The organism is Rubrivivax gelatinosus (assembly GCF_016583785.1).
In the GTDB taxonomy this organism is placed as follows: domain Bacteria; phylum Pseudomonadota; class Gammaproteobacteria; order Burkholderiales; family Burkholderiaceae_C; genus Rubrivivax; species Rubrivivax gelatinosus_B.
Genome location: NZ_NRRU01000014.1, coordinates 22233 through 40376, shown reverse-complemented (window position 1 = coordinate 40376; position 18144 = coordinate 22233). Strand labels below are relative to the sequence as shown.

Annotated in this window: 20 protein-coding genes; 6 read left to right on the top strand and 14 right to left on the bottom strand. The window is 71.4% G+C overall.

The features are described from left to right. Positions 1-26: 26 nt before the first annotated feature. The 3 genes from thiD to thiM are packed head-to-tail and all read right to left on the bottom strand — an operon-like array spanning position 27 to position 2354. On the bottom strand, positions 27-869 hold the full coding sequence (gene thiD / locus CKO43_RS05595) for a bifunctional hydroxymethylpyrimidine kinase/phosphomethylpyrimidine kinase (protein WP_200229792.1): 843 nt from the start codon (positions 867-869) through the stop codon (positions 27-29). Continuing rightward, positions 866-1531 (bottom strand): thiamine phosphate synthase, encoded by a 666-nt coding sequence (thiE, locus tag CKO43_RS05590; protein WP_200378091.1) that lies wholly within the window; start codon positions 1529-1531, stop codon positions 866-868. The genes thiD and thiE overlap by 4 nt, the downstream gene beginning before the upstream one ends. Then, a complete protein-coding gene (gene thiM, locus CKO43_RS05585) occupies positions 1524-2354 on the bottom strand; it encodes a hydroxyethylthiazole kinase (protein ID WP_200378090.1) in 831 nt (276 codons plus the stop codon). Before thiM ends, thiE begins: the two co-directional genes overlap by 8 nt. A gap of 254 nt (positions 2355-2608) precedes the next feature. On the opposite strand from thiM, the gene CKO43_RS05580 reads away from it, so the two are divergent. From CKO43_RS05580 to CKO43_RS05570, 3 genes are all read left to right on the top strand, one after another. After that, positions 2609-3460, top strand: coding sequence for an MOSC domain-containing protein (locus tag CKO43_RS05580; protein ID WP_200378089.1), 852 nt, complete (start codon positions 2609-2611; stop codon positions 3458-3460). An 88-nt stretch (positions 3461-3548) separates the two neighbouring features. Then, positions 3549-4643, top strand: coding sequence for a redox-regulated ATPase YchF (gene ychF, locus CKO43_RS05575; protein ID WP_200229788.1), 1095 nt, complete (start codon positions 3549-3551; stop codon positions 4641-4643). Between the two features lie 57 nt (positions 4644-4700). Further along, positions 4701-7883, top strand: a complete 3183-nt coding sequence (locus tag CKO43_RS05570; protein WP_346728213.1) for a CHASE domain-containing protein — start codon at positions 4701-4703, stop codon at positions 7881-7883. Between the two features lie 16 nt (positions 7884-7899). On the opposite strand, the gene CKO43_RS05565 is transcribed toward CKO43_RS05570, so the two are convergent. Then, positions 7900-8355 (bottom strand): GbsR/MarR family transcriptional regulator, encoded by a 456-nt coding sequence (locus CKO43_RS05565; RefSeq protein WP_200229784.1) that lies wholly within the window; start codon positions 8353-8355, stop codon positions 7900-7902. 271 nt (positions 8356-8626) lie between these two features. On the opposite strand from CKO43_RS05565, the gene CKO43_RS05560 reads away from it, so the two are divergent. Both CKO43_RS05560 and rpoH read left to right on the top strand, forming a co-directional pair. Then, on the top strand, positions 8627-9262 hold the full coding sequence (locus CKO43_RS05560; RefSeq protein WP_200229782.1) for a cysteine dioxygenase family protein: 636 nt from the start codon (positions 8627-8629) through the stop codon (positions 9260-9262). Positions 9263-9417: 155 nt separating this feature from the next. Further along, a complete protein-coding gene (gene rpoH, locus CKO43_RS05555; RefSeq protein ID WP_200229780.1) occupies positions 9418-10338 on the top strand; it encodes an RNA polymerase sigma factor RpoH in 921 nt (306 codons plus the stop codon). A gap of 50 nt (positions 10339-10388) precedes the next feature. Here the strand turns inward: rpoH and CKO43_RS05550 are convergent, their stop codons facing one another. From CKO43_RS05550 to CKO43_RS05530, 5 genes are read right to left on the bottom strand one after another with little or no spacing between them, the layout of a single operon-like run. Further along, on the bottom strand, positions 10389-11009 hold the full coding sequence (locus CKO43_RS05550) for an SCO family protein (RefSeq protein WP_200229779.1): 621 nt from the start codon (positions 11007-11009) through the stop codon (positions 10389-10391). Then, the gene (locus CKO43_RS05545) at positions 10985-11902 is read right to left on the bottom strand and encodes a heme o synthase (RefSeq protein ID WP_200378087.1); all 918 of its coding nucleotides are present in this window, start codon (positions 11900-11902) and stop codon (positions 10985-10987) included. Before CKO43_RS05545 ends, CKO43_RS05550 begins: the two co-directional genes overlap by 25 nt. A gap of 20 nt (positions 11903-11922) precedes the next feature. After that, positions 11923-13053 (bottom strand): COX15/CtaA family protein, encoded by a 1131-nt coding sequence (locus CKO43_RS05540; protein ID WP_200378086.1) that lies wholly within the window; start codon positions 13051-13053, stop codon positions 11923-11925. A gap of 2 nt (positions 13054-13055) precedes the next feature. Next, entirely contained in the window at positions 13056-13694 is a 639-nt protein-coding gene (locus CKO43_RS05535) for an SCO family protein (RefSeq protein ID WP_346728212.1), read from the bottom strand. Further along, complete coding sequence (locus CKO43_RS05530) at positions 13666-14388, bottom strand: SURF1 family cytochrome oxidase biogenesis protein (protein WP_200378084.1); 723 nt, start codon at positions 14386-14388, stop codon at positions 13666-13668. Before CKO43_RS05530 ends, CKO43_RS05535 begins: the two co-directional genes overlap by 29 nt. Before the next feature lie 33 nt (positions 14389-14421). Between CKO43_RS05530 and CKO43_RS05525 the strand changes: the two genes are divergently transcribed. Then, positions 14422-14637: a DUF2909 family protein gene (locus tag CKO43_RS05525; protein WP_200229775.1), complete on the top strand. Its 216-nt coding sequence runs from the start codon at positions 14422-14424 to the stop codon at positions 14635-14637. Positions 14638-14648: 11 nt separating this feature from the next. Here the strand turns inward: CKO43_RS05525 and CKO43_RS05520 are convergent, their stop codons facing one another. The 5 genes from CKO43_RS05520 to ctaD all read right to left on the bottom strand — a co-directional run bounded on the left by CKO43_RS05520 (position 14649) and on the right by ctaD (position 18120). Next, on the bottom strand, positions 14649-15530 hold the full coding sequence (locus CKO43_RS05520; protein WP_200229774.1) for a cytochrome c oxidase subunit 3: 882 nt from the start codon (positions 15528-15530) through the stop codon (positions 14649-14651). 23 nt (positions 15531-15553) lie between these two features. Then, entirely contained in the window at positions 15554-15766 is a 213-nt protein-coding gene (locus CKO43_RS05515; protein ID WP_200378083.1) for a DUF2970 domain-containing protein, read from the bottom strand. Then, positions 15763-16287, bottom strand: a complete 525-nt coding sequence (locus CKO43_RS05510) for a cytochrome c oxidase assembly protein (protein ID WP_242481067.1) — start codon at positions 16285-16287, stop codon at positions 15763-15765. The genes CKO43_RS05515 and CKO43_RS05510 overlap by 4 nt, the downstream gene beginning before the upstream one ends. A 65-nt stretch (positions 16288-16352) precedes the next feature. Then, on the bottom strand, positions 16353-16466 hold the full coding sequence (locus CKO43_RS26410; protein WP_431191956.1) for a cytochrome oxidase small assembly protein: 114 nt from the start codon (positions 16464-16466) through the stop codon (positions 16353-16355). A gap of 16 nt (positions 16467-16482) precedes the next feature. Then, positions 16483-18120: a cytochrome c oxidase subunit I gene (gene ctaD / locus CKO43_RS05505; protein WP_200378081.1), complete on the bottom strand. Its 1638-nt coding sequence runs from the start codon at positions 18118-18120 to the stop codon at positions 16483-16485. Positions 18121-18144: the final 24 nt, after the last annotated feature.

Below are 18144 nucleotides of genomic sequence, written 5' to 3'. Positions count from 1 at the left end.
CGACGCCGCGCAAGCCCGCGACGGGCTCAGAGCGGCAGCAGCCGCATGCGCTCGGGCGCCGCCGTGTGGTTCAGCGGGCCGCCGCCAGCGCCGGTGCGCACCGCCGCGCCGGCCGCCAGCGCCAGGCGCACGTAGGCGTGCGCGGCGCGCACCGCGTCCTCGAGCGCGTCGCCCAGCGCCAGGCGCGCGGCGATCGCCGACGACAGCGTGCAGCCGGTGCCATGCGTGTTGGCGCTGGCGATGCGCGGCGCACGCAGCCACAGGCGCCGGCCGTCGGCCCAGGCGAGCAGGTCGGCGACCTCGTCGCCCGGCAGGTGGCCACCCTTGATCAGCACCGCCGGCGCGCCGCGCGCCAGCAGCTCGTCGGCGGCGCCAGCCATGTCGTCGGTCGACACCAGGCTGCGCCCGGTCAGGAACGCGGCTTCGTCCAGGTTGGGCGTGACCAGCAGCGCCCGCGGGAACAGCTCGCCGACCAGCGCCTGCACCGCGTCGGGCTCGAGCAGGCGCGAGCCGCTGGTCGAGATCATCACCGGGTCCAGCACCACCGGCGCCAGGCGGTGCGCGTCGAGCGCGGCGGCGACGGCGTGCACGATCTCGGGCGCGTGCAGCATGCCGATCTTCACCGCGTCGGCGCCGATGTCCTCGGCGACGGCGTCGATCTGCGCGCGCAGCATCGCCGGCGGCACGCCGTGGATCGCGCGCACGCCCAGCGTGTTCTGCGCCGTCAGCGCGGTGATCGCCGTCATGCCGTAGGCGCCGAGTGCGGAGACGGCCTTCAGGTCGGCCTGGATGCCGGCGCCGCCGCCGCTGTCCGAGCCGGCGATGATCAGCACCCGCGCGTAGCGGTGGGTGAAGGGCGGCGGCATCATCGTGCGCCCTCCGCCACCGCCAGCGCCAGTTCACGCGCCGCAGCCTCGGGATCGGCGGCGGAACAGATCGCGCTGACGACGGCGATGCCGTCGGCGCCGTGCGCGAGCACCTGCGCGGCGTTGCCGGCGTGCAGCCCGCCGATGGCCACCAGCGGCAGCGCCGTCGCCGCCCGCACCGCGCGCAGGCCGTCCAGCCCCCAGGCCGGCGCGGCATCCAGCTTGGTCGTGGTCGCGAACACCGGGCTCGTGCCCAGGTAGTCCAGCGGCAGCGCGGCGGCGCGGCGCACGTCGTCCAGCGTCTCGACCGACCAGCCGATGAAGACCGCCGGCGGCAGCAGCCGGCGCGCGTCCTCGACCGCCATGTCGCTCTGGCCCAGGTGCACGCCGTCGGCGCCGCAGGCGAGCGCGACGTCGACGCGGTCGTTGATCACCAGCGGCACGCGCCGCGGCGCCAGCAGCGCCTTCAGCGCCCGACCGCGCGCGACGAAAGCGCGCGTGCCCAGGTGTTTTTCGCGCAGCTGCACGCAGGACACACCGCCCTGCACCGCGGCGGCGACGATCTCTTCGAGCGGCCGGCCGCCGGCCAGTGCGTCGTCTGTGACCAGCATCAGCCGCAGCGCCTCGGCGCCCCAGCCACGCATCGGGGTGGCGTGTTCAGTCATGTTCGATGCGCGCCCGCGACAGGAAACCGGCTTCGTCGACGAGCTGCAGCGCGTCGACCAGCAGCGCCGCCATCGTGCCGACGCCGGCACCGCGCGCGCGCGCCTGCTCGGCGGCGATCTCGCCGGCCACGCCCATCAGCGCGGTCGCGGCCGCGGTCGCGCGCCAGGCGTCGGGCTGCACCGCGCAGAAAGCGCCGACCAGCGCCGTCAGCGAGCAGCCGACACCGGTGATGCGCGTCATCCACTCGTGGCCGTTGGCCAGGCGCAGCACGCGGCCGTCGGCGGCGACGACGTGGTCGACGGCCCCGCTGACGCAGACCACGGCGCCGGTGCGCGCCGCCAGTGCCCGCGCCGGTGCCAGCGCCGCCTCGGCGCCGGCGCTGCTGTCGACGCCGCGGGTCGCGACGGCCTCGCCGGCCAGGCTCATGATCTCGGAGGCGTTGCCGCGGATCGCCGTCGGCCGGCCCGCGGCCAGCAGCGCCGCCAGCGTGCGGTTGCGGTAGGGCGTCGCGCCGGCACCCACCGGGTCCAGCACCGCCGGCACGGCGCGCGCATTGGCGGCGCGCAGCGCGATGGTCATCGCCTCGACCGCGTAGGCGTCGAGCGTGCCGATGTTGAGCACCAGCGCCTGGGCGATGGCAACCATGTCCGCCAGTTCCTCGTGCGCCTGGGTCATCACCGGCGAGGCACCGGCGGCCAGCAGCACATTGGCGTTGAAGTTGCTCACCACCACGTTGGTGATGCTGTGCACCAGCGGGCGGCGCTGCCGCAGCGCTTCGATGTCGGCCCAGAGATCGCGGGCCTCGAGTGTGGTTCTTGCCATTGCCGTCCTTGCAACGAAATGGCAGGTCGGCCGGCTCCGGCAGCGGCGGCACACCGGCGGGCGGTGGCGACGCTGTCGGACTCGACTTCCCTGCGCGAGGATGACCTCAATCAGGTTCGAAGGGACTCTCTCAGCCGACGCATCGAAACGACGCGCCGGCACCCCCAGCGAGGCCGCACCCGGGGCGCGGCAACGGCGATTCTAGGCGCCGACGCACAATCCGAGGCTTTGCCGCCCTGCCCTGGAGCCCCGTCTTGAGCGACCTCGATTGCCGCGTCTCGCAGCTGTTCGTCCACCCGGTGAAGTCTTGCGCCGGCATTGCTTGCGACGAGGCGCTGCTGGTCGAAACCGGCCTGGACCTGGACCGCGCCTGGATGCTGGTCGGCGCCGACGGGCGCATGCTGACCCAGCGCCAGCTGCCGCGCCTGGCGCTGGTGAGGCCGACGCTGCGCAGCGACGAACTGGTGCTGCGCGCCCCGGGCATGCTGGCGCTGCACCTGCCGATCGACGGTGTCGACACGCCGACCCGCGCCACCGTGTGGGACGACGAGGTCGCGGCCTGGGACCTGGGCGCGCTCGCCGCGCAGTGGTTCGCCGACTTCCTCGGCCAGCCGGCGCGGCTGCTGCGTTTCGACCCCGATCAGCGTCGCCTGTCCTCGGCACGCTGGAGCGCGGGCATCGAGGCCGAAAACCTGTTTTCCGACGGCTTCCCGATCCTGGTCGCGTCGGCCAGTTCGCTCGCCGAGCTGAACAGCCGGCTGGCGGCGCGCGGCCAGCCGGCTGTCGGCATGGAGCGCTTCCGCCCGAATCTCGTGCTCGACGGCCTGGAGCCCTTCGACGAGGACCATGTCGACGAGATCACCATCACGACCGACGACGGCCCGGTGCGGCTGAAACTCGTCAAACCCTGCGTGCGCTGCTCGATCCCGAACGTCGACCCGGCCAGCGCCGAGACCGGCACCGAGCCGGGCGCGACGCTGGCGCAGTTCCGTGCCGACGCACGCATGGACGGCGGCATCACCTTCGGCATGAACGCGGTGATCGTCGAGGGTTTCGGCCGCCGCCTGCGCCCTGGCCAGGCGGCTGCGGCCAGCTGGGCGTTCTGATTCCCGCGGCTGTAGGAAAATCGCCGCCTTCGCGCCGCCGGTCGCTGGCTGCGCCCCGACGAACGCTCTCTTTCTCGAAAGCCCTTCCATGAGCCTCCAGTGCGGCATCGTGGGCCTGCCCAACGTCGGCAAGTCCACCCTCTTCAACGCCCTCACCAAGGCCGGCATCGCCGCCGAGAACTACCCGTTCTGCACGATCGAGCCCAACGTCGGCGTCGTCGAGCTGCCGGATCCGCGGCTGGCCAAGCTCTCCGAGATCGTGCAGCCCGAACGTGTGGTGCCGGCGATCGTCGAGTTCGTCGACATCGCCGGCCTGGTGGCCGGCGCGAGCAAGGGCGAAGGCCTGGGCAACCAGTTCCTGAGCCACATCCGCGAGACCGACGCCATCGTCAACGTCGTGCGCTGCTTCGAGGACGACAACGTCATCCACGTCGCCGGCCGCGTCGACCCGATCGCCGACATCGAGGTCATCCAGACCGAACTCTGCCTGGCCGACCTGGGCACGGTGGAAAAAAGCCTGCACCGCTACGTCAAGGCCGCGCGTTCGGGCAACGACAAGGAAGCGGCGGCGCTGGTGAAGGTGCTGGAGAAGTGCCAGGCGGCGCTGGACCAGGCGCAGCCGGTGCGCAGCATCGACTTCAGCAAGGAAGAGCGCGTCATCCTGAAGCCGCTGTGCCTGATCACGGCCAAGCCGGCGATGTTCGTCGGCAACGTCAGCGAGACCGGCTTCGAGAACAACCCCTTCCTGGACCGGCTGCGCGAGTACGCCGCGAAGCAGAACGCGCCGGTGGTGGCGATCTGCGCCAAGACCGAGGCCGAACTCGCCGACATGGGCGACGAGGACCGGGCGCTGTTCCTGGCCGAGATGGGCCAGGACGAACCCGGGCTGAACCGGCTGATCCGCGCCGCGTTCAAGCTGCTCGGGCTGCAGACCTACTTCACCGCCGGCGTGAAGGAAGTGCGCGCCTGGACGATCCACATCGGCGACACCGCGCCGCAGGCGGCCGGCGTGATCCACACCGACTTCGAACGTGGCTTCATCCGCGCCCAGACCATCGCCTACGAGGACTTCATCGCCTACCGCGGCGAACAGGGCGCCAAGGACGCCGGCAAGATGCGCGCCGAAGGCAAGGAATACGTCGTGCGCGACGGCGATGTGCTGAACTTCCTGTTCAACGTCTGATCCCTACGACCCCAAGCTGACGCGCGCGGCCGGTGGCACGGCGGTAGAGTGGGCCTCGTGCCCTCTCCCGCCAACGACACCACGGCCCTGCCCGCCTGGCGCATCGCCGCCGGCACCGCGCTCGCGTATGCGGCCATCGGCTGGCTGGCGCTGCTGCTGGCGGTGCCGCCGGGTTACGCGTCGCCGCTGTACCCCTCGGCCGGTCTGGCGCTCGTCGCCACGCTGATCTGGGGCCGGCCGGCACTGGCCGGCGTCTTCTTCGGCGCCTTCCTCGTCAACGTCGTGCTCGGCGCGGCGCGCGGGCAGACCGACGTCGCCGCGCAGCTCGCGCCGCTGGCGATCGGCATCGGCGCGGCGCTGCAGGCAGCCGTCGGCGCGGCGCTGGTGCGGCGCCGGGTGCCGCAGCCGCTGGTGCTGGACAGCGCGCGCGACGTCACCGCCACCGCCGTCTACGGCGGTGTGCTCGCCTGCCTGGTGAACCCCGCGCTCGCCACCTCGGCGCTCTGGGCCACCGGCGCGGTCGGCAGCGCCCAGGCGCCGATGACCGCGCTCACCTGGTGGGTCGGCGACACGCTGGGCGTGATGATCGGTGCGCCGCTGGTGCTCACCCTCATCGGCCGGCCGGCCGAAGCCTGGCGCCCGCGCCGGCGCACCGTCGCGATGCCGCTGCTGCTGACGACGCTGCTGCTGGCCGGTGCCACGCTCGTCGTCGGGCGCTGGGACCAGGAGCGGCTGCACGCTGCCTTCAAGAGCGACGGCGCGACGCTGGCCGCCGAAACCGAAAGCCGGCTGCACGAACCGATGCAGGCGCTGCAGGCCGTAGCCGGCGCCTATCAGGCCGCCGGCGGCATGGACGCGGCGACGCTGGAGCAGGCGGCACGCTGGTGGCTGGAGCAGCCGATGCAGCTGCGCGCCGTCGGCCACGCGTCGCGGCTGGCGCGCGCCGATGTGCCGGCCTTCGAGACGCGCATGCGCGATGGCGGCGAAGCCGGCTACACGGTCTACGAGCGCGGCCCGCCGGTCGCCGGCGAGGTGCTCGCGATCGACCTGATCGCACCGCGAGCGCAGAACCAGCGTGCGCTCGGCGTCGACGTGCTGTCGGTGGCGGCGGCGCGGGCGGCTGTCGAACGCGCCCGCAGCAGCGGCCTGGCGACGGCGACGGCGGCCTTCCGGCTGTCGCAGTCGGATCCCGAAGCCGACGAAAACGGCTTCGTGCTCTACCTGCCGCTGTACCGCGGCGCGCCGCCGGCCAACGCCGCGCAGCGTGCCGAACGGTTCACCGGCGTGCTCTTCGTCACCGTGCATGCCGAGCGCCTGCTCGCCGGCCTGCCCGGCAACGACGGCCGGGGCCTGAGCTGGTGCCTGGTCGACACCGAACCCGGCGTCGAGCGCGCGCGCCTGGCCGGGCCCGCCGGCTGCGAGAGCGAGAAGGCCCAGCGCCTGATCGCACGCCACCGCATGGCGCTGGCCACGCGCACGCTGGAGCTGCGCGTGGCGTCGACGCTGCCCTGGGAGCGCGAGCGCCAGCAGACCAACGCCTGGGTGTTCTCGGTCGCCGGCCTGGCCGCGGCAGCGGTGCTGGGTGCGCTGCTGCTGACGGTGACCGGCCGCGCGCACCGCATCGGCCTGGCGGTGGAGGAGCGCACCGGCGAACTGCGGCGCGAGATCGCCGAACGCCGCCGCGCCGAAGAGGAGATGCGCGAGGTCCAGGACCGGCTGCGGGGCATTCTCGACAACGTGCCGATCGGGGTGATGTTCATCGACCTCGACGGCCGCCTGGTCGAGACCAACCCGCGCCTGTGCTCGATGCTCGGCCGCAGCGCCGAGGAGCTGGTGCAGTGCTCGCTGGGCGACATCTCGCACCCCGACGAACAGGCGGCCGACCGCCAGGCGCTGGAGGAGCTGCGTGCCGGCCAGGCGCAGACCGTGCGCCGCCAGACCCGGCTGCTGCGCGCCGACGGCCAGGTGCTGCACGCGCGCACGCTGTTCACGCTGCTGCGCGACGCCGCCGGCCAGCCCTGGCGGCTGGCGGGTGTCGCCGAGGACATCACCGAGCACCGCCGGCTGGAGGAGTCGGAGCGTGCACTGCACCGCGCCGAAGCCGCCAACCGCGCCAAGACCGAGTTCCTCTCGCGCATGAGCCACGAACTGCGCACGCCGCTGAACGCGATGATCGGCTTCGCCCAGCTGCTCGGCCTGGACCGCGACCCACCGCTGGCGCCGCACCAGCGCGAATGGGCGACGCAGATGCTGCGTGCCGGCTGGCACCTGCTGGCGATGATCAACGACACGCTGGATCTGGCGCGGCTGGAGACCGGCTCGGTGCAGCTGGACCTGAGGCCGCTGGACCTGCGCAACGCGGTCGGCGCCAGCATCGAGATGGTCGCCACCGCGGCCGAGCGCATGGGCGTCACGCTGGACGCCGAGATCGCGCCCGAGGCGCTGGCCGTGCTCGCCGACGACACCCGCTTCAAGCAGGTGCTGACCAACCTGCTGTCCAACGCCGTCAAGTACAACCGGCCCGGCGGCACCGTCGTCGTCGAGTCGGCGTCAGCCGGCGAACAGCAGGTGCTGCTGCGCGTGCGCGACACCGGCCTGGGCATGACGCCCGAGCAGGTGGCCGGGCTGTTCCAGCCCTACAACCGCCTCGGCCGCGAGCAGAGCGGCATCGAGGGCACCGGCATCGGCCTGGTGATCAGCCGCCGCCTGGCCGAGCTGATGGGCGGCACGCTCGAAGGCGCCAGCACCGCCGGCCAGGGCTCGGTCTTCACGCTGACGCTGCCACGCGCCGAACTGGCGGCGACGGCACCGGCCTCGACGATCAGCTCGCCGCTGGAGCCTTATGCCAAGCGGCGCGTGCACTACATCGAGGACAACGAGACCAACGTCGAGGTCATGCGCGGCGTGCTCGCGCAGCGGCCGCAGATCGCGCTCGAGGTGTCGATGATGGGCCTGGACGGCCTGGCGGCGGTGCGCCAGCGCCGGCCGCACCTGATCCTGCTGGACATGCACCTGCCCGACATCAGCGGCCTGGAGCTGCTGCGCCACCTGAAGCAGGACCGCGACGTCGCCGACATCCCGGTCATCGTGGTCAGTGCCGACGCGACCACCGCGCGCATGGAAGAAGCACTGACGCTGGGTGCAGCCCAGTACATCACCAAGCCGCTGGACGTGCGCCGCTTCCTGCGCACCGTCGACGAGGCGCTGGCCGCGCACGAGACGCGCTGGGGCCTGCTCTGAGGCGTGCCGGCGCGCCTCAGGCGACGGACCGGCGTCGGTCCAGCGTCGCCTGGCTCGCCGCCAGCATCTCGATGTGGTGGCCGCGGATCTCTTCGAGCCGGGCCCGGGCCTCGGTGTCGAGCACGGCCTTGGTCAGCAGGTCGTCGACGGCTTCGACGCAGCGCTGCTGGCGGGCGATGCGGCGCTGAGTGAACACCTGCACCGGGTTCTCGACGAGGCGGAAATAGGCCTGGCGGTCGCCAGGCCGGGCGATGCGCTCGAGCACGCCGAGGTTCTCCAGAAGGCGCGTCGTCGTGCTGACGCTGGCGCGGCTGATCTGCAGCCGCTCGCCGATCTCGGAGAAGCTGAACGGCCCCGGTTCGAGCATGAAGATCGCGGCCATGCGGCCGAGGATGCGCGGCAACCCGTCGGACTCCGCCAGCAGACCGTGAGTTTCGATGAAGCGCTCGATGGCCGCGTCGTTTTCGGACATGGGGTCGGGGAGAACCGGGTTGGCGTGACGGAAACGTGCAGCGCGAAGCCGCGGTCACGTTCAGTCTAGAACGAACGACAACCCGTCACAACAGCCTGTACCGGTGGCGTCAACCAAGCCAGCACCAGAGGCAGTGGCTTGGCGTACGCGCTTGTGAAGCCGGTTTGTTCAGCCTAGACTGAACAGTCTGAACGATCCGCCCCGCATCTCGGACGTTCTGGCACCAGCGGCGGCGCCGCGGGCCTGGTCGGATGCATGGGACATGCTTGTCGTGAGCCTAGAACCTCTGCGCCGCTTCGTGCAGGCTGCCAGTCTGGCGGTCAATGTCGGCGGCCACACGGCCCCTCCGCTGCAACTGCTGGCCTGGCAGCTGCGCACGCTGCTCAGCAGCGACGACTGGTTGCCGGAGGAACTGGCGCACCCGCGCCGCGGCAGCAGCACCTACCTGCTTTATGCCGACCCGGTCGACCGCTTCTCGGTGGTCAGCTACGTGACCGAACCGGGTTTCCGCTCACCGACACACGACACCGGCGTCTGGAGCCTGTTCGGCCAGCTGCGCGGCGAACACCTGCTGCGCCTGCACGGGCGCCGGGAAGACGGCCGCCCGGTTGCCGCCGCCCAGGCGCTGCGGCTGCGTCCCGGCAGCGTGGTGCAGCCGCCGCCGGATGACCTGCCGCTGTTCCAGATCGACAACCCGGGCGCGCAGGATCCCGGCATCGGCATCCATGTCTACGGCGGCGTCCTGGGCGGACTGCAGTCGCCCAGCTTCGACGAACAAGGCGGCGAACACACCCATGTGTTCAGTTATGCCAACGCCTGGATTCCGAACCTCTGGGGACGCCGGCCGGCAGCGGCCCGCCCCGAAGCGCCGCCGGGTTCGTGGCGCGCCCTGGCCAGCGGCACTTGAACAGCTGCCCGCCGATGGCGCAGGCTCTAGAAAATGAACCGAACGGCGTGTGAGCGCGTGCACACATTCACCTTCAAGCGGGCTTTAGCACTCCTCCGGATCGAGTGCTAATATGCAACGGAACTCGAGACGCCTGACAGGACTCCCAAGCGAACATGAACGCTGCCACTACCGCATTGACCGTCCGCGACCCGTGGGCCCTGGTACCGTCGATCGGCAACCTGGACGCCTACATCACGGCCGTGAACCGCCTGCCGATGCTGAGCGCCCAGGAAGAAGTGGCGCTGGGCAAACGCCTGCGCGACGACGGCGACCTCGAAGCCGCCGGCCGCCTGGTGCTGTCGCACCTGCGCCTGGTCGTATCGGTGTCGCGCCAGTACCTGGGTTACGGCCTGCCGCAAGGCGACCTGATCCAGGAAGGCAACGTCGGCCTGATGAAGGCCGTCAAACGTTTCGACCCCGAACAAGGCGTGCGCCTGGTCAGCTACGCGCTGCACTGGATCAAGGCCGAGATCCACGAGTACATCCTGAAGAACTGGCGCATGGTCAAGGTCGCGACGACCAAGTCCCAGCGCAAGCTGTTCTTCAACCTGCGCTCGATGAAGCAGGGCCTGAAGAGCGAAGCCGCCGAGGCCGACCTGCACCGCAACACGCTGACGCCGGCCGAGGTCGAGACCGTCGCGCGCGAGCTCAACGTCAAGCCCGACGAAGTCGTCGAGATGGAGACCCGGCTGTCCGGCGGCGACGTCGCGCTCGAGCCGCAGACCGACGACGGCGAAGAAGCTTTCGCGCCCATCGCCTACCTCGCCGACGAAACCAACGAGCCGACGCGCCGCATCGAGGCCCGGCACCGCGACTGGCTCTCCAGCGACGGCATCAGCCAGGCGCTGGCGGTGCTGGACGAACGCAGCCGCCGCATCGTCGAGGAGCGCTGGCTCAAGGTCAACGACGACTCCTCCGGCGGCATGACGCTGCACGAACTGGCGGCCGTCTACGGCGTCAGTGCCGAACGCATCCGCCAGATCGAGGTCGCGGCGATGAAGAAGATGCGCAAGGCACTCGAGACCACGGCCTGAGCGCCGCCCGCCGCTGACGACCGGCCGCCTTCGGGCGGCCGTTTCGTTTTTTAAGCCGCCTGCTCGGCCAGCAGGATCTGCAGGTCGTGTTTGAGCTTGTCGATGCCGGCGCCGTAGCGCGTGAACAAACGCACCCGGCCCTGGCCGTCGAAGACGTAGGAGCCGGCGGTGTGGTCGATGGTGTAGCTGGTCGGCGTCTGCCCCGGCACCTTGTTGTAGAAGACCTTGAACTGCTTGGCCACGGTCTTCACCTGCTCGGGCGTGCCGCGCAGCGCGACGAAGCTCGGGTCGAAGTTGGCGACGTAGGCCTTCAGCAGCTCGGGCGTGTCGCGCTCGGGGTCGACGCTGACGAAGACGCCCTGCACGCGCTCGCCGGCCGGCCCGAGCTGGCGCTTGACCTCGGCGAGCTCGACCATCGTCGTCGGGCAGACGTCGGGGCACTGGGTGTAGCCGAAAAAGACCACCGTGACCTTGCCGCGGAAGTCGGCGATGTGGCGCGGCTGGCCGTCGGCGTCCGGCAGCTCGAGTTCACGCGCGTAGTCGGCGCCGGTGATGTCTATGCCTTCGAAAGCAGCGCGGGCGGGGGCGCCGCTGCCGCCGCCGCGTTCGCAGGCGGCCAGGGAGGAGGCCGCGAGCGCGGCGAGCATCAGACGACGGGTGAAGACAGCCATGGCCAGAGGTAGTGGTCGAGCAGCAGAGCCGCGAACAGCAGCGACAGGTGCCAGATCGAGAAGCGGAAGGTCTGCCGCGCCAGCGCGTCGCTGTAGTCGCGCCACAGCCGCCAGGCCAGCACGATGAAGCGCCAGCCCAGCACGACCGCCGCCACGAGATAGATCCCGCCGCTCGTCCGGGACGTGAAGGGTAGCAGCGTCGCAGCGAACAGCACGATCGTATAGAGCAGCACCTGCAGCCGCGTGAACTCGCTGCCGTGCGTGATCGGCAGCATCGGCAGCCCGGCGCGGCGGTAGTCCTCGACCCGGTACAGCGCCAGCGCCCAGAAGTGCGGCGGCGTCCACAGGAAGATGATCAGGAACAGCGTCAGCGCCGGCAGGCCGACGTCGCCGGTCATCGCCGCCCAGCCCAGCACCGGCGGCATCGCGCCCGAGGCGCCGCCGATGACGATGTTCTGCGGCGTGCGCGGCTTCAGCAGCACGGTGTAGACGATGGCGTAGCCGACGAAGGTGGCCAGCGTCAGCACGGCGGTCAGCAGGTTCACCAAGGCCAGCAGCACGCTGCAGCCGAGCGTGCAGAGCACGACGGCGAAGACCAGCGTCTCGCCGGCGCCGAGCTCGCCGCGTGCGCTCGGCCGCCAGGCGGTGCGCGCCATGCGGCTGTCCAGGCCGCGCTCGACCAGGCAGTTGAAAACCGCTGCGGCGCTGGCGACGAGCCAGATGCCGACCGTGGCCGCGAGCACACGCCCCAGGTCGGGCAGCCCGGGCTGCGCCAGCAGCATGCCGATCAGCGCGCAGAACACGATCAGCTGCACGACACGCGGCTTGGTCAGCTGGTGGAACTGGGCCCACTTGGACGGCAGGTGCAGCGCGGCGGTGGCAGTCCAGGCCATGGGGCGTCCTTTGCGGCGGTTCAGGCGGTGACGGGATCGGGCCGGGGCACGGCGCGTGCCGCGGGCAGCGGCGCGCTGCGCGCCAGCAGCGTGGCCAGCAGCAGCACCAGGGCCGCGGCGCCGGCCGAATGCGCCAGCGCCGCCGGCAGCGGCCAGCCGAGCACGACGTTGGACAGGCCGCTGGCGAGCTGCGCCACCAGCAGCAGCGCCAGCCCCAGGCCGAAACGTGCGCAAGCCGGCGTGCGCAGCAGCCGCCAGGCCAGCAGCGCGAGTGCAGCGCCGGCAATCACGGCGAACAGCCGGTGCGCCATGTGGATCGCGACCAGCGCTTCGACGGGCAACAGGCCGCCGTCGGCGTCGTGGCCGAGTTCACGCCAGAGGCTGAAACCGGCGCCCGGGTCCATCGCCGGCCAGGCCTGGCCGTTGCAGAGCGGGAAACCGCTGCAGGCCAGCACCGCGTAATTGGTGCTGACCCAGCCGCCGAGCGCGATCTGCAGCGTGAGCAGCAGCGTCGCCGCCACCGCCAGCCGGCGCAGCGCCGGCGGCGCGTCCAGGCGGGCACCACGCAGCGACTCGCGCTGCCACACCAGCAGCGCCAGCAGCACCAGCCCGCCCAGCAGGTGCAGCGTGACGACTGCCGGGAACAGCTTCCAGGTGACCGTGTACTTGCCCAGCAGCCCCTGCAGCAGCACCCAGGCGAGCGTCGCGACGGCCCAGCCTGCGGCGTGCGGCAGCCGGCGGCGTTCGGCGACGCCGGCCGCGGCCAGCACCAGCACCAGTGCGCCGACCACCATCGCCAGGTAGCGGTGGATCATCTCGATCCAGGCCTTGGACCAGCTGACCGGCCCTCCCGGCTGCGCCGCCTCGGCCGCGGCGATGTGCGCGGCGGCGCCGACCGGGCTGGCGTGGCCGTAACAACCGGGCCAGTCGGGGCAGCCCAGGCCCGAGTCCGACAGCCGCGTGAAGGCACCGAAGACGACGAGGTCGAAAGTCAGGAACAGCGTCAGCGTGGCCAGCGCCGCCATGCGCGTGCGCCGGTCGGCGCCACGCTGGCGCAGCCAGAGCCAGGCCAGCGGCGCCGCCGCCAGCAGCGCAGCCAGCGCCAGCAGCCGGGCCAGCGGCGCGAGGTCGACGAGCGGCGCGGCGTCCATCGTCAGCGCCCCGGCTGGTCCCAGCCGGCCGAGGCGCGCAGCAGGCGCTCCAGGTCGCGCCGCACCCGCGCCGGATCCGGATCGACCGGCAGCCGCATCATCCATTCGCCCATCGGGTCGACGACGTAGAGGTTCTCCTCCAGCTTCCGGCCGGGCTCGGGCTCGAGCCAGCGCGCCAGCGCGCCGGCGTCGGCACGCAGCACGGTCACCGCCGGCGCGGCTTCGACCGCGGTGCGCAGCGCGGGCGCCGGCGTGCCGCCGCCGGGCAGCAGCCAGAGCTTGTCGACGCGCTCGCGTTCGCGCCCCAGCATCTCGCGAAGCTGGCGCTGCAGGTACAGCCGGCGCTCGCAGCCCGGGCCGCAGGTGGCGGGCGCGACGACGACCAGCAGCCACTGCCCTTTCAGCGCCGCCGCAGCCACCGGGCTGCCGTCCAGCCGCGCCAGCGCCAGGTCGGCCGGCAGCGAACGTGTCGGCCGGATCAGCACACCCTGCGACGGCGCGCCTTCGGGCCGCAGGACGTAGAAGGCGAGGTAGGACGCGAGCACCGGCGCGGCGCAGATCGCCAGCACCAGCAGCAGCTTCCAGCGGCTGCGTGCGGCGGGTGCCGGGCTTTCAGCGGCGGCGGCGCGGACGGACGACACGGAACCAGACATACAGCAGCGCCGCGAGCGCGGCGAAGGCGAACCACTGCGCGGCGTAGCCGTGGTGGCGGGAGACGTCGGTCTCGATCTGCGGCAGCGTGCGCCGCAGGCCGTCGGCGGGCGTCTGTGCGCCGTCCTGCTGCAGCAGCGACAGCGGGCGCAGCGGCCGGCCGATCTCGGCCGACCAGGCGGCCAGGTCCAGGTTCTGGCGGATGCGGCTGCCAGCCGGGTCGGCACCGAATGCGAACAGCCGCGACGGCGGCGGCGCGACACGGCCGGCGATTTGCACCTCGCCGGCGGCCAGCGGTGGCGCCTGCACCCGCGTGCGCTCGACGAAGTCGCGCGGCAGCCATCCGCGCTGCACCGCGACCGCGCTGCCGTCGGCCAGCAGCAGCGGCGTGAAGACGAAGAAGCCGGGCCGGCCGTCGACCTGGCGGTTGTCCAGGTAGACGGTGTGGCCGCCCAGCCAGCGGCCGGCGAGCACGGTCGCGCGGTAGTGCTGGGCCGTGGCAGCTTGGTCCGTCGTCGCGAGTTGCCCGGCCGGCAGCGGCGGCAGCGCGCCGCGGCTTGCCAGCGCCGCGTGCAGCGCCTCTTTGGCCGCGGCGCGGTCGAGCTGCCAGACACCCAGCCGTGTGCAGAGCGCCACTACCAGAAAGGTCGCGGCCAGCAGCAACCACTCGTGGTGCCGGGTCACGCCAGGCGGCGCCGGCTGGGTTACGCTGGGGCCGTGAAGCTCTTGATCTTCATCATGCTGCTGGGCGTCGTCGCCGCGCTCGGTGCCGCCGGCGTCGCGCTGTTGCGCCCCGGCGCGGAGGGCGAGCGCGAGCGCCGCATGGCGCGCGCGCTCGCCTGGCGGGTCGGGCTGTCGATCGCGCTCTTCGTCGCGCTGCTGCTGGCCTGGCAGCTGGGCTGGATACGCCCGACCGGTCTGCCGGCCGGCTGAAAACCGGGTCGTCACAGCCAGTAGACCACCAGGTACAGCCCGAGCCAGACGACGTCGACGAAGTGCCAGTACCAGGCCGCGCCCTGGAAGCCGAAATGGCGCTCGGGCGTGAAGTGCCCGGCCCGCAGCCGCAGCGTGATGAAGGTCAGCATCAGCATGCCGACGAACACGTGGAAACCGTGAAAGCCGGTCAGCATGAAAAAGGTCGAGCCGAAGATGCCGCTGCTCAGCTTCAGGTTGAGCTCGGTGTAGGCGTGGTGGTACTCGGTGATCTGCACCGCGAGGAAGCTCAGGCCGAGTGCCACCGTCAGCCACATCCAGCGGATCGTGCGCGTGCGCTCGCCCGCCAGCAGGCGGTGGTGGGCGACGGTCAGCGTCAGGCCCGAGCTCAGCAGCAGCGCGGTGTTCAGCGTCGGCAGCGGCCACGGGCCGATGGTGCCGAAGGGCTCGACGACGCCGGCCGGCGAGCCCGTCGCGCCGGCCTCGTTGCTGGGCCAGACAGCCTTGAAGTCGGGCCACAGCAGGCGGTGATCCAGGTCGCCGAGCGCCGGCAGCGACAGGTTGCGGGCGTAGAACAGCGCGCCGAAGAAGGCGGCGAAGAACATCACCTCGGAGAAGATGAACCAGGCCATGCCCCAGCGGTACGAGGCGCCGACCCGCTCGGAATAGGCGCCGCCTTCGCTCTCGTGCGCCGCCTGGCGGAACCACTGGAACAGCACCGCGAGCCAGACCGCGACGCCGGCGGCGCAGACCCAGGGCGCCCACGGGGCGCCGTTGACCCACTGCGAGGCGCCGAACATCACCAGCAGCAGCCCGGCGGCGACCTGCACCGGGAAACGCGAGGGCGACGGCACGAAGTAGTACGGCGTGGCGGCAGGCGGACGGGTCGACATGCGGGACCTCCTCGGGGCGGTGTTCAGGTGGCGACGCCGCTGGCGACGACCCAGCGCACGAGCAGCAGCAGCACGATCACGAAGACGAGGGCGGCGGCGATGCCGACACCGATGACCAGCGCCGGGTTGAGGCGGCGCACGTCCTCCTCGTGGTCGGCGCGGCGGCGCACGCCGAAGAAGGACCAGGCGACGGCACGCAGCGTCTGCAGCAGCGAGGCGCTGCGCGGCTCGTTCATGCGCCGCCTGCCGGTGCCGGCGGCGTGCGGCCGCCGACTTCGAAGAAGGTATAGGACAGCGTGATCGTCGTGACATCACGCGGCAGCTTGGGGTCGAGCACGAAGACCACCGGCCAGCTGCGCGACTCGCCCGGCTGCAGCGTCCATTCGCTGAAGCAGAAACACTCGACCTTGCCGAAATGCGGCCCGGCCTGGCGCGGCGCGTAGCTGGGGATGGCCTGCGCCGTCATCGCCACCGGCTGCGGGTTGCGAAAGACGTAGTCGACACGCACCATCTCGCCCGGGTGCACGCGCATCGAACGCTGCGACGGGCGGAACTCCCAGGGCCCACGCGCATTGGCGTCGAACTCGACGACGATGCTGCGGCTGGTGTCGACCTGGGTGTTGGCAGCGACCGGCGCGACACGCCCGCTCCAGCTGCCGCTGGCCGCGCGGCGCTCGGACAGCGCCAGCACGTTGATGCCGAGTGCTTCGCAGATCGCGCGGTACATCGGCACCAGCGCGTAGCCGAAGGCGAACATCAGCGTGGCGACGACGAGCAGCTTGGCCAGCAGGCGCCGGTTGTCGAGCAGCAGCGCACGCGCCCTCACCCGCGCCCCCAGATCATGCGCAGCACGAAGGCGAGCGCGAAGCCCAGCGCCAGCGCCGCGAGCGTCAGCGCCAGCTTCAGGTTCGCGCGCCGGCGGGCCTGCTCGTCCACGGTGGCGGCCCCGGCATCAGCGCACGATGCGCGTCGCGCTCGTGTCCAGCCTGGGCGGCGTCTCGAAGCTGTGCCAGGGCGCCGGCGACGGCAGCTCCCACTCCAGCCCCTCGGCGCCGTCCCAGGGTTTGGCCGGCGCCGGCTCGCCCTTGCCACGCATCATCGGCAGCACGACGAACAGGAAGAAGTAGACCTGCATGATGCCGAAGCCGAAGGCGCCGACGGTCGCCACCGCGTTGAAGTCGGCGAACTGGACGGGATAGTCGGCGTAACGCCGCGGCATGCCCGCCAGCCCGAGGAAGTGCATCGGGAAGAAGGCGAGGTTGAAGAAGACCAGCGACAGCCAGAAGTGCAGCTTGCCGCGGGTCTCGGAGTACATGCGCCCGGTCCACTTCGGCCCCCAGTAGTAGACGCCGGCGAAGATCGCGTAGAGCGAGCCGGCGACGAGCACGTAATGGAAGTGGGCAACGACGTAATAGGTGTCCTGCAGCTGGATGTCGATCGGCGCCATCGCCAGGATCAGCCCGGTGAAGCCGCCGATCGAGAACACGAACAGGAAGCCGACGGCCCAGAGCATCGGGGTCTCGAAGCTCATCGAGCCCTTCCACATCGTCGCCGTCCAGTTGAAGACCTTCACCCCGGTGGGCACCGCGATCAGCATCGTCGCGTACATGAAGAACAGCTGGCCCGTGACCGGCATGCCGGTCGTGTACATGTGGTGGGCCCAGACGATGAACGACAGGATCGCGATCGACGCGGTGGCGTAGACCATCGAGGTGTAGCCGAACAGCTTCTTCCTCGCGAAGGCCGGGATGATGTGGCTGACGATCCCGAAGGCCGGCAGGATCATGATGTAGACCTCGGGGTGGCCGAAGAACCAGAAGATGTGCTGGTACATCACCGGGTCGCCGCCGCCGGCGGGGTTGAAGAAGCTGGTGCCGAAGTGGCGGTCGGTCAGCGTCATCGTGATCGCGCCGGCCAGCACCGGCATCACCGCGATCAGCAGGAAGGCTGTGATCAGCCAGGTCCAGCAGAACAGCGGCATCTTCATCAGCGTCATGCCGGGTGCACGCATGTTCAGGATGGTCACGATGATGTTGATCGAGCCCATGATCGAACTCGCGCCCATCAGGTGGATCGCGAAGATCGCCGCGTCCATGCTCGGGCCCATCTGCAGCGTCAGCGGCGCGTACAGCGTCCAGCCGGTGGCCGGCGCGCCGCCGGGCATGAAGAACGAGCCCGACAGCAGCAGCGCCGCCGGGATCAGCAGCCAGAAGCTGAGGTTGTTCATGCGCGCGAACGCCATGTCCGACGCGCCCACCTGCAGCGGCACCATCCAGTTCGCGAAGCCGACGAAGGCCGGCATGATGGCCCCGAAGACCATGATCAGCCCGTGCATCGTGGTCAGCTGGTTGAACAGCTCGGGGTTGAAGAACTGCAGCCCAGGCTGGAACAGCTCGCTGCGGATCGCCAGCGCGAGCACGCCGCCGATCATCAGCATCGTGAAGCTGAACAGCAGGTAGAGCGTGCCGATGTCCTTGTGATTGGTCGCGTAGACCCAGCGCCGCCAGCCCTGCGGCCTGCCGTGGGTGTGCTCGTCGCCGTGCGCGTGGCCGCCGGCGTGGCCGACGGGAGGGTCGAGGACTGCACTCATGGTGACTCCTGGCCGCGGAACGCG

What these genes read in the sequence shown, in the direction of transcription:
- thiD (WP_200229792.1), bottom strand. Translation starts at nt 869, where the DNA reads ATGATGCCGCCGCCCTTCACCCACCGCTACGCGCGGGTGCTGATCATC.
- thiE (WP_200378091.1), bottom strand. Translation starts at nt 1,531, where the DNA reads ATGACTGAACACGCCACCCCGATGCGTGGCTGGGGCGCCGAGGCGCTG.
- thiM (WP_200378090.1), bottom strand. Translation starts at nt 2,354, where the DNA reads ATGGCAAGAACCACACTCGAGGCCCGCGATCTCTGGGCCGACATCGAA.
- ychF (WP_200229788.1), top strand. Translation starts at nt 3,549, where the DNA reads ATGAGCCTCCAGTGCGGCATCGTGGGCCTGCCCAACGTCGGCAAGTCC.
- CKO43_RS05565 (WP_200229784.1), bottom strand. Translation starts at nt 8,355, where the DNA reads ATGTCCGAAAACGACGCGGCCATCGAGCGCTTCATCGAAACTCACGGT.
- rpoH (WP_200229780.1), top strand. Translation starts at nt 9,418, where the DNA reads ATGAACGCTGCCACTACCGCATTGACCGTCCGCGACCCGTGGGCCCTG.
- CKO43_RS05550 (WP_200229779.1), bottom strand. Translation starts at nt 11,009, where the DNA reads ATGGCTGTCTTCACCCGTCGTCTGATGCTCGCCGCGCTCGCGGCCTCC.
- CKO43_RS05545 (WP_200378087.1), bottom strand. Translation starts at nt 11,902, where the DNA reads ATGGCCTGGACTGCCACCGCCGCGCTGCACCTGCCGTCCAAGTGGGCC.
- CKO43_RS05540 (WP_200378086.1), bottom strand. Translation starts at nt 13,053, where the DNA reads ATGGACGCCGCGCCGCTCGTCGACCTCGCGCCGCTGGCCCGGCTGCTG.
- CKO43_RS05520 (WP_200229774.1), bottom strand. Translation starts at nt 15,530, where the DNA reads ATGTCGACCCGTCCGCCTGCCGCCACGCCGTACTACTTCGTGCCGTCG.
- CKO43_RS05515 (WP_200378083.1), bottom strand. Translation starts at nt 15,766, where the DNA reads ATGAACGAGCCGCGCAGCGCCTCGCTGCTGCAGACGCTGCGTGCCGTC.
- CKO43_RS05510 (WP_242481067.1), bottom strand. Translation starts at nt 16,287, where the DNA reads ATGTTCGCCTTCGGCTACGCGCTGGTGCCGATGTACCGCGCGATCTGC.
- ctaD (WP_200378081.1), bottom strand. Translation starts at nt 18,120, where the DNA reads ATGAGTGCAGTCCTCGACCCTCCCGTCGGCCACGCCGGCGGCCACGCG.